Raw genomic sequence first — 15,317 nt, 5'->3', positions numbered from 1 at the left:
AGGTGCAGACTTATATATCTCCATAGCCACGATTCGATAAGCACGGCATAACAGGGGAACCTGTTGATGCGTGCGGACACAACAATGGAACTCAAACGATTCTTCAACGACGACGACGCGGTTTCGCCGGTCATCGGGGTCATCCTGATGGTCGCAATCACGGTCATCCTCGCGGCCGTTATCGCAACGTTCGTCCTCGGTCTGGGCGACCAAGTCAGTAACACGGCACCGCAAGCTAGCTTTAGTACGGATTATGATTCTGGCGCAGGCGAAGTGGCTGTCACCCACGACGGCGGCGACTCAATCACGGCAAGTAACCTTTACTTCAGAGGGAGCGGGTTCGCTGGTTCCGGCGCTGCTGCTAGCAATGAAGTTGACCAAAACAATGAGCAGTGGCCGGCTGCCAACGCCAGCAGTAACAGCAAAGTCGTCGCAGGTGACCGGGTTGCTGTGCATGTGGGCACCAGTGGCGATTACGACTTCAGCGTCGTCTACGAATCCTCAACCGGCGACAGTTCAGCGACTCTCGCCACTGCAACCGGTCCGAACGCATAAACTCGTATCAGCATCGTTTTTTCCGGCAGTAAAAGCAGCGAGTTTATAACTGATGAACACTCTGAATTTGGCTGTATTCCTCACTATGGGTGGTGGGAATTGGAGGACATTACATGAGTAAGCAGATAGAACGGTCGGACTCCACCGATTCGGAGGACGACCTTTCGAAAGGAGAGATATTCGACGTTCTGCAGAACGAGCGGCGTCGGTACACGCTTCAGTATCTCCGGGAACACGATGGACCGGTGCAGCTCGGTGACCTCGCGTCCCACGTGGCGGCGCAGGAGTACGACTGCCCGAACACCGAAGTCACAAGCGCGCAGCGAAAGCGCGTCTACACCACGTTACAGCAGTCGCACCTCCCGCGGATGGACGACACGGGTATCATCGACTACGATTCCGAGAATGGAATGATCTCCAGAACCGCACAAACGGAAGAACTCACAGTGTATCTCGAAATCGTCCCCGGAAGCGAGTTCCCCTGGCGCGAGTACTATCTCTCACTCGGTGCGGTCAGTCTGGCAATCGTCACGATCCTCTGGGTCGGCGTCTATCCGTTCACGGTCATTCCGCCGCTGGTCTGGGCGACGCTGATCGCTGTCGTCCTCAGTATTTCCGCGGGCTATCACACCTACGTGGGTCGTGAGATGACACTTACTGAGTATGTGGCCCAAGAAGCCGAATCCGGAGACTGAACGACGCCGTTCTTTTCACTTCCCTCCTCGTTTTGTTTGTCTCGTTTGATACTGAATTATCCGAGTACCCATGTATCGAATTCCAGCAGTACAGCCAGCCTTGAAGGATTTCAAGGCAGCATTGAACGGCTAAAACGTGGTATGAGTATAAGTAGGTACCTCCCATGTGGTTGAGTCAGCACACCTCCGCGAGCCGGTAAGTGTATCCTTCGATGTTTAGGATGGCACTACTCGGATCACGCTCGCGGTGTGCGCCGAACAAACCATGGATATCAAACAACTCATCCACGACGACGACGCTGTGTCGCCGGTCATCGGGGTCATCCTGATGGTCGCAATTACGGTCATCCTCGCGGCCGTTATCGCCTCCTTCGTGCTTGGTCTCGGTGACCAGGCGCAGCAGGCAACGCCACAGGCTAGCTTCTCATGGGATTATGAAGGCGGCAGTACGGAAACAGTTACAATAACTCACGATGGCGGAGATTCAATTGAGGCTCAGGAACTTTACGTCCGTGGAGATTTCAACTATGCAACCTCGGGAGATACATGGGGGAACTGGAGTTCATCAATAACAGATTCTTCCGAAGTGACTGCCGGTAATTCAATAGATATCAATGCCGGATCAGAATACGATCTACGCGTAATCTACGAGACTCAAGAAGGCGATAACTCTGCCACGCTCTCTCAGGATACTGGCCCGGACGCATAATCCGGCCAGCACCTCTTTGTTTTTAGCCGGTGAGCGGCAGCAGTGTGCTGGTATTCGAGAGTAGCAGATTCATACAACCAGAAAGCCCCGAGGCGCTGGGCTACTGTGACTCGCTGCGCGCTTCACTCACTCCGTTCGTTCCAGTGCTTGCGTCGTCTCGAACGCCCAGCGCCTCGCCCCTTTCAGTCCAACCCAGTATGGATTGACCAGTCAGCTACGAAGATTCCTCATCTAGCACATTTGACAACCCAGAATCACGAATGAGAAGCCGCCACGATGCTTTTATTGCCAGGTATCCAGTGACCGGTAACAATGGAGCAAACGCGGGCTGTTGTCATTAGTGTGACAGTCCTCATGCTCGGCGTCACACTGCTTTCCGGCCCGCTGGTGCCCGGTGTCACACTGGCAGCCGAGCCAGAGCCGGTTGCACTCGAATCGGGCAACGCCACGGTTTCTGCGGTTGAAATACCTGAGCGAGTTACACTCCAAGCGGGGTCTTACGGCGCGGCAAGCTACTATCTCAACGCACCGGCGGTCCATGTGAAGTTCTCGAATCTTGCCGGACAGCCGACACTTGTCTACGAACTCACAATCGAGGAACTCGGTTACTCGCGGACGACGAATCATTTCCTGGACGAATCAGCCGGTAACGCCTACGAACTGACGCTGGCGTCGGACACGTTCACCGACGCGGAGATCCAACGAGAGCAGTACAACGGCACGGTGACCGTCAGCAAGCGCGACGGCGCGGGCCACAGTGTGGTGGCGACGCGCAACGTCACGATTGCGGTGGTCGAATGACAGCGACGGAGTTCGTCGGCGGTCTGCGTCAGCGCACCACCGGGGTGTCGAACATTCGCCGAACGGCGTATTCAGTGCTGTTCGGGGATCGACTCGGATTGATTGTGTTTCTCGCAACAGTCGTTCTGTTCGGGCTGGTGTGGCGGACGGCGTTCCTGATCACGGATTCCTACACGCTGGCGAACGGGCTATACAGCCTCTCGAACGGACATGTAGCGTTGACCGACGCGGTCTATAGCCCCGGATTGGATACACCCGGAGCGAATCGCTACGGCGGCCAGCGGTTCGCGCGAAATTACGGTGTCATCGTCCTCTCGCTTCCGGTCGTGTTCGCGCTCGACCTGCTCACCGCCGTCGTCGAACTCCGGATTGCGCTGGTCGCGCTCTGGTCGCTCGCGCTGCTAGCGCTGGTGGTCCAGTGCGGTCACTACACCGACAGCGAATGGGTCTCTATCGGCGGCAGCGTCGCCGTTCTGGGGCTGTTCGGGCTGAACGTCGCGCTGGCACAGCCACTCGATACCGGTCGAACGCATCTGTACGCGCTGCAACTGACGCATCTTCTCATTGCGGCGTTCGCACCGGTCGTTCTCTATCGACTCCTCAGTCGAATGCAGACTCGTCGGCTGGGGTTCCTGAGCGCTGTCGTGCTCACAGCCGGGACGCCGCTGGCGTTCTGGGCGTCCGTGCCGAAGCGCCACGTCGTCACCGGCACAGTCGTCGTCTGCATCGTATACTGCCTCTATCGGAGCCGCATGCCGACGGACGGTCCGATCATCAGAGCGGAATCTCGGACGTTCCGCGCGCTCGCCTACGCAATGGTCGGGCTGTATGCCTGGGTACATTCCCCGGAGGCGCTCCTGCTCTGTGTCGCCCTCGCGCTGGTCGACATCCCGACAGCCCCGGACAACAGTCCACGAACACTGATCTGTATCGGCGTCGTCTTCGCTCTCTCCCTGCTGCCGTTCATCATCACCAACATCGCCATCTCAGGCTCCCCGATCAAACCACCGAGGGTACTTTCTCGTGGCGGTTCCGTGGGCGGGGATGTCGCAGGTAGTGCTGGCGGGGGTAGCAGTGCCAGCGGGAGCGGATCCAGCAGCTTACTCGCACCGCTACTCCCCCTGTTCAGCGTCGTCGAACGCGGACTGCGACCGCTGTTGCTGCTGAGCGGCGAACTCGTTAGGGGACTTGACACGATCCAGCAACGGCCAGACGACGTGTATCACGCGTTCGTCCGGTCCGGGAACGCGAGCGGCGCGCTCGATATCGCCGGTGAGGAATCTGTCAATCTCTCACTACTGGAGTCTGCACCAGTTCTCGTCGCCATGGTCGGTGCGCTGCCAGTCGTCCGGCGGCTGCGCTGGCCCTCGTCAATGGCTGACCGCGTCCTCAGCGCCGACCGCGTCGTAGACGCGTTCGCAGTGACCGCGTTCGTCGGTGTCGTCTTGCTCTACGCGGGTCGTTTACCACTGCACGCGCAAGTGACCGCCCGATACGTGTTCCCACTGTATCCTCTGGGCGTGTATCTGGTCATGCGGCTCCCGGCGGTACGCGGGAGCCTGACGAATCACTGGCGCGTGTTTCTCTGGACAGTTACGGGGACCGTATTGATCGGCGGGCAACTGGCCCTGATTTTCGTCGCCCTGACGGTCAACGGCATCGGCGAGGCGTTCCAGTTCCACGCGCTTCTCGGGCTCGCGATAGCCGTCCCGCTTGGCGGCTGGGCGGTGATTGGTCGGTCCAAAGGGGTGGCCGGGCAGACTGGGGCAGTTCTCCTCGGTGCTGCAACAGGCGTGACAATGGTGTTTCTGCTGCTGACGAGCGTCGAGTACTACGCGCTCGGGGATACCCACCTCCTCCCGATGATGCGAGTGCTCGCCGAACTGGTGGCGCTCTACTGAGTCGGTGACGGTGAATTTTAGTACGGGCTTGTAGTACCGCCAGCATGGACCGACTCAAGGAGTCTCTGCTCGACGCGCCGATCATCGAGAAGGACGGCTACCACTACTTCGTTCACCCCATCAGCGATGGCGTCCCGATGCTCCGGCCGGAGCTCCTGCGTGAGATCGTCATCAAGATCATCCGCAAGGCGGAGCTTGAAAACGTCGACAAAATCGTCACACCGGCGGCGATGGGCATCCACATCTCGACGGCCGTCTCGCTGATGACCGACATCCCCCTCGTCGTCGTCCGCAAGCGCCAGTACGGCCTCGACGGCGAGGTGTCACTCTCCCAGGTAACCGGCTATTCCGAGAGCGAGATGTACGTCAACGATGTGTACGAGGGCGACCGCGTGCTCGTGCTCGACGATGTGCTCTCGACCGGCGGGACGCTGGCCGGCCTCACTGGCGCGCTCGAAGACATCGGCGCTGACATCCGCGACATCGTCTGTGTCATCAAGAAAGCCGATGGGACGAACAAACTCGACGAAGCGGGGTACGACGCCAAGACGCTGATTAACGTGCAAGTCGTCGACGGCGAAGTCGTCATCGTCGACGAACACGGCGACGATTAGGACGCCCACTGAGACGGTTTGTGTCGGGAGACGGGAGCGGACGGACAGTAACCACCAGTAGGCTTACAAAAATTCGGAGCGATACTGGCTGTTGTGTCCCCCTCCATTCGGTCCCTCACGAAGGATGTCGCCGCACTGGTCAGTTCGCTTGTTCTGCTCGGACCGTTGGCGTTCGGGTTGCTCGTCGGCGCAGGTGCAACGATGGCCGAAATCGCTGGGCTCGCGGTTCCAGGCCTGGTAGCGACCGCCGGGATTGCCGGTGCCGTCCTGCTGTCGCTCTGGCTTGCGCTGGAAGGTGCGATGGTACAGCGTCATGGACTCAATGTGATAGACCGCGGTGGCCCAGTCCAGCGCACTGCCCGGTATCTGTTGGTCACTGTCACCACTCTCGCCGGACTCGTTGTCTCGGTCCGGTTTCTGGCGTTGTCGCTGCCGTGGGCAGTCGAGACCCAGAACACGCCGGCACAGTTACTGGGCGGCCTGCTCGTCGTTGCACTGATCGCTACGCTGTACCGGACACTCACAGCGGCTAGAGACGGATACTTGCAGAGCGGTGAGCAGCAACAGTGAGCGGACTGAAAGACGAGTCAGGCGAGTGATAGATTTGAACCACGTCGAGACGTACTCACGACGTTGCGCGCGACTTGCCTCGTTCAAATCTTCGCAACTATAATTGCCGAACTCAGTGCCGCTCGGCGATAAAACGCCTCGCTAGAGGAGTGAGCTCGGCAAAATGATAGCGGGAGGTAGATTTGAACTACCGATCTGCGGGTTATGAGCCCGCCGGAATCTCCTGGCTATCCCATCCCGCTACTTTCTGGTAGTCCGGTCCCCTCATTAAGGGTTGTGATTCGAGTGCCGTCCGTGAGTTAGTGACGCGCCCCTCAGCCGTCCGTGTGGACCTGCCACGTGAAGATGCTCTCGGCGACGTAATTGACCAGCATCGCCACACCGATCGCGATCGGGCTCGCGGCGATGAACCACAGGTCCGTCCCGGCGACGACGAGTTCGATCGCCAACCGCTGTGTGAGCAGCCAGTAGATGGCCAGTTGTACCGCGACGCCGCCGGACCGGACCAGATGGGATTTCCCGAGCCGTTTCGCGAACGAACGACGACCGGTCTCGCCCTGGCCGGCAAACGTCCAGTGTTCGTTGACCAGAAACATCACGAGGATCGCCGTCTCGACGCCGGCGGCTTTGGCCCACATATCGCTGACACCGAACGCCAGGCCCAGCACAGCGAGAACGGTGTTGTCGCTGATCGCGCCGACGACGCCAACGGAGACGAACTGGCCGAACCGAACGCCAGACACTAGCGACTCGAACCGATCCGGAACGACGCGTCGGACCTGTTGTGCAATGTCCATCATCGGTCCTTCTCGATCAGGGCGGTCGGCTCGTCGAGATGTTCAGCCAGGGCCGTGTGAAACCCGTCGTCTCGCAACTGCTTCGCGCGGTGTCGAGCCGTCAACAGCGCCTGTAACAGGTCTATCGACGTTCGTATCGGCGACACCGTCGAGCCGGGCTTGTCCTCCCACTCGATGGGGACTTCCTCGATACACAGGTCCAGGGCGGCAGTGATAGCGATCAGTTCCACGTCCCACGCGAAGCCGGGTTCGTACAGGTGGTCGCGGACGCGCTCCCAGGCGGCCGCGTCGATGGCTTTCGCACCGCACTGGTAGTCGTACAGCCTCGCATCGAGCAACTGGCCGGCGAGCCACGCGAACCCGTCACCGAGAAAGCGGCGAGCGAACGTCTGGTGTGACGCGATTGTGGCGTCCGGGTGGCGACGAGAACCCACAGCGAGGTCCGTGCGGCCGTTGATAACCGGATCGAGTATCTGTTCGAGCGAGCCGACCGGTGTCGACCCGTCAGCATCCACAAAGGCTAGCACGTCGGTATCCAGCCGCTCGAACCCCGCGGTGATCGCCGCGCCCTTTCCGCGACGGTAGGGAACGGTGTGAACCTCGACCGGCAGCGAACGAAGCGATTCAGGAACGCCGTCTCGTGGTGCATCGAGTTCGACGACGATAGTCTGGGGCGCGAGGGCGTCGTTGATAGCGGCGATATAGGTCCCGAGCTGGTCCGTGTCGGGACGGTAGGCTGGGAGGACAACCCCGACGGAACGCGACATTGGCGAGTAGTGGGGCAGGCGGAAGTAAAAACAGTTCGAAGCTACCGGTCACTAATCAGTTGATAAGTCCGTACACAACGGAAAAGCGTATAGGCCAGCGAACCGGCCCCTTCACTGATGGAATACGGGCTCCTCGTTATCTGGCTCGCCCTCTACCTCTCGTTACTGTACGCCGGTGGGACCGTCGCTGGGCTGCTGTTCCCCCGCTTTGCCGACCGCGGAGTCGCGTTCGGAATCCCGGTCGCCGTCTCGATACTCTGGCTGGTCACCTATTTCGTCGGCCGTCTCTCGCTGTCCCTCGGCATCTGGCTCGGCGTCGCCGTTCTCGCAGCGAGTACCCTAGCTGTGTGGCGGCTTGACAGTGCGCCAGACGTGCAAACATACGCAGAGCCGGCCGGCGTGTTCACAGTCGCGTTCCTGTTTCTCGTCGGCGTCCGGGCGCTTGACCCCGCAATCGTCCCCATCGGCGGCGAGAAGTTCCTCGATTTCGGGCTCCTACAGTCGCTAGTCCGGGCCGACAGCCTTCCGCTAGAGGACATGTGGTTCGCCGGCGAACCGGTCGCGTACTACTACGGCGGCCATCTCATTGCGGCGATTCTCACCAGAATCACGGGAACCGCGGGACAGTTCGCGTACAATCTCGCCCTGGCGGGCTTTTACGCCACGCTGGTCACGGCGGCGTACGGGCTGGCGGGCGCTGTCGCGAGCGAACGGGGCCTCCCGCGACGACTGGCCGCCGGCCTCACGGCGTTCTGTGTCGGCATCGCGAGCAATCTGTCGACGCCCGCCAAGTTCATCATCTGGCTCCTGCCCGGCGGACTGAGCCAGACGGTCGCCGAGCGGGCCGGCTACGAACTGGACGGGCTCGCGGCGGGGCCGGACTCGTTCAGCTACTGGGACGCGAGTCGTGTCATCGAGGACAGCGCAGCCGATTTCGTCACGTACGAGCCCGGTGCTGCGCTGGTCATCGACGAGTTCCCGCTGTTCGCCTGGCTCAACGGCGACATGCACGCTCACATGATGAGCACAGGGTTCCTGCTGCTGGCCGCCGCGCTCTGTTTCAGTTACTACCAGACGCCGGCCGCCGAACGCTGGCGACGGCTCGCGCTGCTGTTCGGCGCACTCCCGGCCGTCGCCGGCATCATGGCCGTGACGAACACCTGGTCGTTCCCGTCGATGGGCGGGCTGGCCCTGCTGACAGTCACCGTCGCGCCGGCCGATCCGACGACGCTCCTGCCGAAGCGCGTCGGACAGCGGCTCCGCCTGAACGGGCCGGGACAGGAGGGTGTCCGGATCGGGCTGGGGCTGGCCGTCGCTGGTGGCGTCCTTGCGCTGGGACTGCTCTGGTCGCTCCCGTTCTGGCTCGGCCCGGCGAGCGGGCGCGAGATCGCGGTCCTGCCCGACCGGACCTCGCTGCTGGAACTGCTGGCCGTCCACGGCCTGTTTGTCGGCCCCTTCTGGCTGTACCTGTACGCCCAGACCGGGCGTGCCGTCGGGTGGAGTACGGCCCGTATCGTCGGCCTCGTGACAGTCGCAACGGCGGCACTCGCCGCGACGGTGGACATCGCGGCGGTGGGCCTACTTGTCCCCCTGCTCCTTGGCGCGTGGCTGTTCGCGCGCTCGCCGACGCTTCACCGCACCGTCGACGCGGTCCCGGCGCTGGCCGACGGCGGCGACCGCCCTGTCGGCTTCGAGGCCGTTCTGATTCTCGCCGGTGCGGGCCTCGTACTCCTCGTCGAGTTCGTCTTCGTCAGGGAGAACATCGGCCGGATGAACACCGTCTTCAAGACCTACATGCAGGTGTGGGTGCTCTGGGGCGTCGCTGCCGGCCCGGTGCTGGCGTGGCTGCTCACCCGCTGGCGGCCAAGCGACGAGCGCGCGCGGGCCTGGGTCTCCACCGGCGTCCGCGCGTTCGTCGTCCTGCTGGTCTGTTCGGCGTCGATCTACGGCGTGTTCGCGCTCTCGAACCACGTCGACGCCGCTGACGACCCGACGCTGGACGGGCTTGCCTATCTCGACGAGGACCACCCAGAGGAGGCCGAGGCGATCCGATGGCTCGACGAGACGACGACCGGACGGCCGACTATCGTCACGGCCGCGCCCGCGGGGTACCAGTGGGACGCCGACGACGGCGAGGGAGCGAGCGCGCCGTCGAGTCTGACCGGACTGCCGACTGTCGCGGGCTGGACCCACGAGGCCCAGTACCGCAACGACACGGTGTATGACAGCCGCGTCGACGATGTGGAGACGATTTACACCGGGGACGCGACCGAGCAGCGTCGCCTTCTGGAAGCGTACGACGTGCGCTACGTCTACGTCGGCCCCGCTGAGCGGGCGCGCTACGACGACGTGACTGTCGACCGGCTACAGGGCGTGACTGTGGCGAAACAGACCGACGGCGTCACGATCTATCGGGTCCGACCGGAGTATTTCTGAAAAAGAAGCGGTTACTGTGGGCAAACGGCAGTTACTCAACGAACAGCAGCGGGCCGATCAGGATTCGGCGTTCGGGGGCGCGCGCTCGCGGAGGACGGTGACGGCCTCGGCCTCGATGTCGTCCGTGTCCAGGTGCATCGGGATGTACTCCTGGGTTTTGAACGTCTCTTCCTCGTCTTCCGAGCCGATCGTACACCAGAGCTGTGGCCGGTCCGGACCGTGCCAGTCGCCCTGCCGCGAGACGGAGAACACCTCGTACTCCTCGTCCTCGTACTCGATGCGGCCGCCCTTTCGCAGCCCCGGGTCGCCGTGGATAATGAGCTTCTTCATGGCCGTTCCTTTGCCAACAGCGTACTTAGTGACTTCGAAGGCGACTGCGATACCAAGCCCCAATCGACGGAGGGAACGAGTCAACAGTTTGAGACTAGAATGTCCTTATATTCTTTCGGATAGTGTTTAGATGCTTAACATCCTGATAGCAGAGATTTATATATTGGAATCGATGACAGTCATGTATGTTGAAACAACAGCAGCGGTCGAGCGAGCGGGCCTCGGTCGTGGTCAGTCCGATGGACGATACCGGGCGAATGGAGCTGCGGGATGTCGAAACTGACGAGATCTACGAGGTCGTGGACTACATCGACGACGAACTGGCGACGAAGCTGGGGGCGCTCTCTGCAGGCGAAGCGGTGAATCTCGAACTGCTGGCTGGATCAGGCACGTCAGACGGGTTTGGCGCGGTCCGCATCGAATCAACCGGCCCGTCCGCGCGGTTCAAGTAGACCGCGCTACGGCGGGAAGGGGACGAGCCAACGTGGCGGGTGGTCACGTGATCGGGACGGTACTGTGCGCCACACAGCAGGTGCGAACCAAACGGGTTTTAAGCGGTCACGTCAAATCGCTCGGTAAGGCCGATATCTATGCAGATGCCACGACGATTCAATACGTACTGTCCGCACTGTAACGAGCACCAGGAACACGAGGTCGAGAAGGTCCGTAGCGGCCGCCAGACCGGCATGAAGTGGATCGACCGCCAGCGCGAGCGCAACTCCGGTATCGGGAACGACGGGAAGTTCTCGAAGGTCCCGGGTGGCGACAAGCCCACCAAGAAGACGGACCTCAAGTACCGCTGTGGCGAGTGTGGGAAGGCCCACCTCCGCGAAGGATGGCGCGCCGGCCGACTGGAGTTCCAGGAGTAACGATGCCAGGAAGCTTCATCACCGTCGAATGTCCCGACTGCGAGAACGAACAGACTCTCTTCGAGAAGGCCGCGAGCGAGGTCTCGTGTGCCGTCTGTGGCCACACTATCGCCCGTCCGACGGGCGGCAAGGCCGACATCGAAGGCGAAGTGACCGCCGTCGTCGAGGCCCGATAGGATGAAATACAGCGGCTGGCCCGAACCGGGCGAGCTCGTCGTCGGCAAGATCGACGAGATCGAGGACTTCGGCGTGTTCGTCGACCTCGACGAGTACGAGGGCAAGCGCGGCCTCTGTCACATCTCCGAGGTCGCCAGCGGATGGATCAAGAACGTCCGCGACCACGTCAACGAAGGGCAGACAGTCGTTGCCAAGGTGCTTGATGTCGACGAGAGCGCCCAGCAGATCGACCTCTCGATCAAGGACGTTAACGACCACCAGCGGAAAGAGAAAATCCAGGAGTGGAAAAACGAGCAGAAGGCCGACAACTGGATGGAACTGGCCTTCGGCGAGGACCTGGACGACGAGAGCTACGCTGCCATCGCCAACGAGCTGCTGGCGGAGTTCGGCTCGATGTACGACGGGTTCGAGTCGGCGGCGATCCACGGCAACGAGGCCCTCGAAGATGTCGATCTCTCCGAGGAGGAGATCGACGCCATCGTCCAGACGGCCCGGAACAACGTCTCCGTCCCGTACGTGCAGGTCACCGGCTACGTCGACCTGTCCTGTCCCGAAAGCGACGGCGTCGATGTCATCAAGGAAGCGCTCCAGGCTGCGGAGGGCAACGGCGAGGTCCCCGACGAGATCCAACTCGAAGTGACCTACGTCGGGTCGCCGGAGTACCGCATCCAAGTGCAAGCGCCCGACTACAAGACTGCAGAGGACGCCCTCGAAGAGAGCGCGGACCGCGCCGCGAAGGTCGTCGAGCAACACGGTGGCACGGGACAGTTCCACCGCGAGCGCAGCGAAGACGACGAGTAACCCGCCGCTGACGGCGATTCCAACCGATGAAATCGGATATTCGCGTCTGTGCCGCCTGGGAGTCCGAGCACGACCGGCCGGTGTACACGCTCGGTGACACCTGCCCGAAGTGTGGGACCGAAGCGGTCAACAGCGCACCCGCGCCGTTCTCTCCTGAAGACAGCTACGGCGAGTATCGACGTTCTCTTAAGCAACGCCGCCGCGAATAAGCCGTATGGACGAATTCGACATCGAGACCGTAGCGGACCCCGACCTCGACGACCCGGTACTGGTCGAGGGGCTGCCCGGCGTCGGCCACGTCGGCAAGCTCGCCGCCGAGCACCTGCTGGAGGAGCTCGAAAGCGAACTCGTTCGCCGCGTCTACTCGACGCATTTCCCGCCCCAGGTCAGCATCGACGAGGGCCAGGCACAGCTCGCCTGCGCCGAGTTCCACGCCGTCACGCCAGCGGACGGCCAGGACCTGCTCGTCCTCTCGGGCGATCACCAGGCGCAGGACAACCAGGGCCACTACGGCCTGACCGACACGTTTCTCGACATCGCCGACGACTTCGGCGTCCAGCGGGTGTTCGCCCTCGGCGGCGTCCCGACCGGCGAACTCATCGAGGAGTACGACGTGCTCGGTGCGACGACGACCGAGGAGTTCAGAGAGACGCTGGAGGACGCTGGCGTGGCCTTCCGTGAAGACGAACCCGCGGGCGGCATCGTCGGCGTCTCCGGCCTGCTGCTCGGCCTGAGCAAGCGCCGCGACGTACCGGCCTGCTGTCTCATGGGCGAAACATCGGGGTATCTGGTCGATCCCAAGAGCGCACAGGCCGTCCTCGAAATCCTCCAGGACGTTATCGGGTTCGAGGTCGACTACAGTTCGCTCGAGGACCGCGCCGACGAGATGGAGGAAGTCGTCCGGAAGATCCAGGAGATGGAACAGCAGAACTCCCCGTCGCCGGCCGACGAGGACCTCAGGTATATCGGCTGAGAGACGACCCGAGAGCGGGCATTTCTTTACCACTGGAGCCTAACGACAGGTCGTGCAGACACAACCGGGCATGGTACCAGAGTGGCTGGTCCTCGGACTCGTCCTGGGTGTCGCCGGCAGCCTCGTCGTCGCCGGGCTGTTCGTCCTCGCCAACCGCGTGTTTCCCGCCGAACGGCCCAACCGACAGGCAACCGATGGCGGCGAGATGCGACGCCGGGCGGAGCTCCGCGAGTACCTCACCGCCATCGACGAGCAGTTCGCCGAGAACCACTTTGTCGAGGGACAACACGTCGCCTTCTACCTCCCCAAGCGGGACGTAGCGATCACGTTCGACGCCCGGGCGTACTACCGCATCGAGCGCTCGCCGACGGTGCCGGTACTGGTCGAACACGAGATGCCCGGCGTCTACCTGGGCGCACGCCTCCCCTTCGAGACGCCCGAAGTCGATCTCGGCCCGGACCCCGAGGACGAACCACACCCGACAGTGCAAGCGTTCAACGAACTGGGACTCACGCAGAACGCGTCGCTGGATGACGTGAAAGCGGCCTACCGCGAGCGTGTCAAGGAAGTCCACCCCGACCACGGCGGCAACGAAGACGAGTTCAAGCGCGTCCGAGAGGCCTACACAACCGCGAAACAGCACGCTGCTGGGCCGTCGAAACAGCGCGCATCGTAAATCACACACCGGCTGTTATATTCGTTGTTACCCCGACATCGCTCACCATAACGGACGGATCTGTCAGGTATTGGGAGGTCCGGCACAAACACCTGTCATTAAGATGAACTCACGAGAAGATATGACATGGCAGAGAAAGACACCCCCAAAGCAACCTCACATGGGCTAACAGGCGTTGGTAGTTCCATTACACTCCAACTGGTTGTCAGTCTTATCATAACCGGATGGGTCTGGTTCGAATTATGGCAGGGAGCGGTTCCGTCTATTGAGAACGACGTTGGTCTCCTGATTGCGGTAGGTCTCGGCCTGGGTTTCGGTGTCAGCCTCAGTTACGGGGACACGCAGGGGCTCGGTCGCAGATACTTCGAAGACACTGTCACCTTTCTACTCATTATGACCGTGCTCATCGGCCTCGATTTCCTCTTCTTTCCTGAGGGATTGCCTCCCACTGGCGAGATCGGCCTCGTTGTTTTCGTCTGGACCAGCGTCGTTGCTCACATGTTTTTCGTCTACACCCTGTCAGGTCGTGAGAGTGATTAGGGCGTCACGACGAGCTTCCCGACGCTGTCGCGGTCCTGCATCGCCGCGAACGCCGCACCGGTTTCTTCGAGCGGGTAGGTCTCGTCGATCTCCGGAGTGAGGTCGCCGTCGGCGACGAGCCCGACGAGTCGCTCCAGGTCGCCCTGGGTTCCCATCGTGCTCCCGATGACGCGCTTGTGGCCGAGGAACAGGTCAGAGATATCAATCTCGGATGTGCCGCCGGCTGTCCGTCCACAGACCGCCATCCGGCCGCCGCGTCGGAGGACATCCAGACCGACCTGCGTGTACTCGCCGCCGAGGTGGTTGAGCACGCCGTCGACCGTCCCGATATCGGCGACCGCGTCCCGAATCTCGTCCGGGTCGGTGCTCTCGACGGCGTAGTCCAGGCCGAGCGAGTCGACGCGCTGGAGCTTCGCCTGAGAGGAGGAAGTCCCGACGCTGTGAGCGCCGAGCGCGTCGGCGAGTTGCACACCCGCGACGCCGACGCCGCCGGTCACACCAGGGATGAACACCAGGTCGCCCGGTCCGGCGTCGACCCGGCGGAGCATGTGGAAGGCGGTCATGTAGGCCGTCGGGAGCGCGGCCGCCTCGACCGTTCCCACGCCGTCAGGGAGCGTGACGAGGCGGTCAGCCTGGACGCGGGCCGCCTCGGCGAGGCCACCGTGGTACAGCGAGAAGTTCTCACAGAGGTTCTCCGGCCCCTCCCGACAGTAGCGACACGTCCCGCAGGTCTCGTTCGGACAGAGGACCACGCGGTCCCCGGGTTCGACCGCAGTGACGCCCTCGCCCACAGCGTCGACGGTCCCGGCGACATCTAGGCCGGTGACAAAGGGCAGGTCGTCCGTGTCGACCATCGCGGAATCGCCTTCGAGAATCCAGAGGTCGTGCCGATTGATGGCACACGCTTCGACGGAGACCACTGCCTCGCCGCGTTCGGGTTCAGGGGTCGGTTGGTTGGTGATCGAGACGCCGTCCGGGCCAGTGAGTTCGCTGAACGCTGCGACGCGCATCACGCCATGTTGGTCCAGAATCGTATAAACAGCATCGAAGGGTTCCATAACTGCCTGATCGACAGCAATATCGCATCCGTACCCGGGTCAGCCGGC

At 62.1% G+C, this 15,317-nt stretch carries 20 protein-coding genes and 1 tRNA gene; 16 read left to right on the top strand and 5 right to left on the bottom strand.

Features of this window, described 5'->3' with window-relative positions; genetic code table 11:
- Positions 1–84 precede the first annotated feature (84 nt).
- From NDI54_RS12535 to NDI54_RS12505, 7 genes are all read left to right on the top strand, one after another.
- Positions 85–555 carry a type IV pilin N-terminal domain-containing protein gene (locus NDI54_RS12535; protein ID WP_310896880.1) on the top strand — a complete coding sequence of 157 codons (471 nt, stop codon included), beginning with the start codon at positions 85–87 and terminating at the stop codon, positions 553–555.
- 113 nt (positions 556–668) lie between these two features.
- Positions 669–1,250, top strand: coding sequence for a DUF7344 domain-containing protein (locus tag NDI54_RS12530; protein ID WP_310896776.1), 582 nt, complete (start codon positions 669–671; stop codon positions 1,248–1,250).
- Positions 1,251–1,515: 265 nt separating this feature from the next.
- On the top strand, positions 1,516–1,959 hold the full coding sequence (locus tag NDI54_RS12525; RefSeq protein ID WP_310896775.1) for a type IV pilin N-terminal domain-containing protein: 444 nt from the start codon (positions 1,516–1,518) through the stop codon (positions 1,957–1,959).
- A gap of 312 nt (positions 1,960–2,271) precedes the next feature.
- Positions 2,272–2,760 (top strand): hypothetical protein, encoded by a 489-nt coding sequence (locus NDI54_RS12520; protein ID WP_310896774.1) that lies wholly within the window; start codon positions 2,272–2,274, stop codon positions 2,758–2,760.
- On the top strand, positions 2,757–4,661 hold the full coding sequence (locus NDI54_RS12515; RefSeq protein ID WP_310896773.1) for a hypothetical protein: 1,905 nt from the start codon (positions 2,757–2,759) through the stop codon (positions 4,659–4,661). The genes NDI54_RS12520 and NDI54_RS12515 overlap by 4 nt, the downstream gene beginning before the upstream one ends.
- 44 nt (positions 4,662–4,705) lie before the next feature.
- Positions 4,706–5,275 (top strand): hypoxanthine/guanine phosphoribosyltransferase, encoded by a 570-nt coding sequence (gene hpt / locus NDI54_RS12510; RefSeq protein ID WP_137682615.1) that lies wholly within the window; start codon positions 4,706–4,708, stop codon positions 5,273–5,275.
- A 93-nt stretch (positions 5,276–5,368) separates the two neighbouring features.
- The gene (locus NDI54_RS12505) at positions 5,369–5,845 is read left to right on the top strand and encodes a hypothetical protein (RefSeq protein WP_310896772.1); all 477 of its coding nucleotides are present in this window, start codon (positions 5,369–5,371) and stop codon (positions 5,843–5,845) included.
- 167 nt (positions 5,846–6,012) lie between these two features.
- Here the strand turns inward: NDI54_RS12505 and NDI54_RS12500 are convergent.
- The 3 genes from NDI54_RS12500 to NDI54_RS12490 form a co-directional block, all read right to left on the bottom strand.
- A tRNA-Met gene (locus NDI54_RS12500) sits at positions 6,013–6,087 on the bottom strand.
- 72 nt (positions 6,088–6,159) lie between these two features.
- Complete coding sequence (locus NDI54_RS12495) at positions 6,160–6,642, bottom strand: GtrA family protein (RefSeq protein WP_310896879.1); 483 nt, start codon at positions 6,640–6,642, stop codon at positions 6,160–6,162.
- Positions 6,642–7,409, bottom strand: coding sequence for a glycosyltransferase (locus NDI54_RS12490; protein ID WP_310896771.1), 768 nt, complete (start codon positions 7,407–7,409; stop codon positions 6,642–6,644). The genes NDI54_RS12495 and NDI54_RS12490 overlap by 1 nt, the downstream gene beginning before the upstream one ends.
- A 117-nt stretch (positions 7,410–7,526) precedes the next feature.
- Here NDI54_RS12490 and NDI54_RS12485 point away from each other — a divergent pair, with 117 nt between their 5' ends.
- Positions 7,527–9,845 carry a DUF2298 domain-containing protein gene (locus NDI54_RS12485; protein ID WP_310896770.1) on the top strand — a complete coding sequence of 773 codons (2,319 nt, stop codon included), beginning with the start codon at positions 7,527–7,529 and terminating at the stop codon, positions 9,843–9,845.
- A 57-nt stretch (positions 9,846–9,902) separates the two neighbouring features.
- Here the strand turns inward: NDI54_RS12485 and NDI54_RS12480 are convergent, their stop codons facing one another.
- Positions 9,903–10,175 carry an HAH_0734 family protein gene (locus tag NDI54_RS12480; RefSeq protein WP_004963583.1) on the bottom strand — a complete coding sequence of 91 codons (273 nt, stop codon included), beginning with the start codon at positions 10,173–10,175 and terminating at the stop codon, positions 9,903–9,905.
- A gap of 185 nt (positions 10,176–10,360) precedes the next feature.
- Between NDI54_RS12480 and NDI54_RS12475 the strand changes: the two genes are divergently transcribed.
- From NDI54_RS12475 to NDI54_RS12440, 8 genes are all read left to right on the top strand, one after another.
- Complete coding sequence (locus tag NDI54_RS12475; RefSeq protein ID WP_310896769.1) at positions 10,361–10,627, top strand: hypothetical protein; 267 nt, start codon at positions 10,361–10,363, stop codon at positions 10,625–10,627.
- 138 nt (positions 10,628–10,765) lie between these two features.
- Positions 10,766–11,044, top strand: coding sequence for a 50S ribosomal protein L44e (locus tag NDI54_RS12470; protein WP_004593654.1), 279 nt, complete (start codon positions 10,766–10,768; stop codon positions 11,042–11,044).
- Between the two features lie 2 nt (positions 11,045–11,046).
- A complete protein-coding gene (locus NDI54_RS12465; protein ID WP_310896768.1) occupies positions 11,047–11,220 on the top strand; it encodes a 30S ribosomal protein S27e in 174 nt (57 codons plus the stop codon).
- Between the two features lies 1 nt (position 11,221).
- Entirely contained in the window at positions 11,222–12,022 is an 801-nt protein-coding gene (locus NDI54_RS12460; RefSeq protein ID WP_310896767.1) for a translation initiation factor IF-2 subunit alpha, read from the top strand.
- Between the two features lie 26 nt (positions 12,023–12,048).
- A complete protein-coding gene (locus NDI54_RS12455; RefSeq protein WP_310896766.1) occupies positions 12,049–12,231 on the top strand; it encodes an RNA-protein complex protein Nop10 in 183 nt (60 codons plus the stop codon).
- A 5-nt stretch (positions 12,232–12,236) separates the two neighbouring features.
- Positions 12,237–12,995, top strand: coding sequence for a proteasome assembly chaperone family protein (locus NDI54_RS12450; protein WP_310896765.1), 759 nt, complete (start codon positions 12,237–12,239; stop codon positions 12,993–12,995).
- A gap of 52 nt (positions 12,996–13,047) precedes the next feature.
- A complete protein-coding gene (locus tag NDI54_RS12445) occupies positions 13,048–13,671 on the top strand; it encodes a J domain-containing protein (RefSeq protein WP_310896764.1) in 624 nt (207 codons plus the stop codon).
- A gap of 126 nt (positions 13,672–13,797) precedes the next feature.
- A complete protein-coding gene (locus tag NDI54_RS12440) occupies positions 13,798–14,211 on the top strand; it encodes a hypothetical protein (protein WP_310896763.1) in 414 nt (137 codons plus the stop codon).
- On the opposite strand, the gene NDI54_RS12435 is transcribed toward NDI54_RS12440, so the two are convergent.
- Positions 14,208–15,221: an alcohol dehydrogenase catalytic domain-containing protein gene (locus NDI54_RS12435; protein ID WP_310896762.1), complete on the bottom strand. Its 1,014-nt coding sequence runs from the start codon at positions 15,219–15,221 to the stop codon at positions 14,208–14,210. The genes NDI54_RS12440 and NDI54_RS12435 overlap by 4 nt on opposite strands.
- Positions 15,222–15,317 lie beyond the last annotated feature (96 nt).

Source organism: Haloarcula terrestris, assembly GCF_031624315.1.
Taxonomy (GTDB): domain Archaea; phylum Halobacteriota; class Halobacteria; order Halobacteriales; family Haloarculaceae; genus Haloarcula; species Haloarcula terrestris.
Note: the sequence above shows the minus strand (reverse complement) of the source record. Positions and strands in the feature narration are given on the sequence as shown.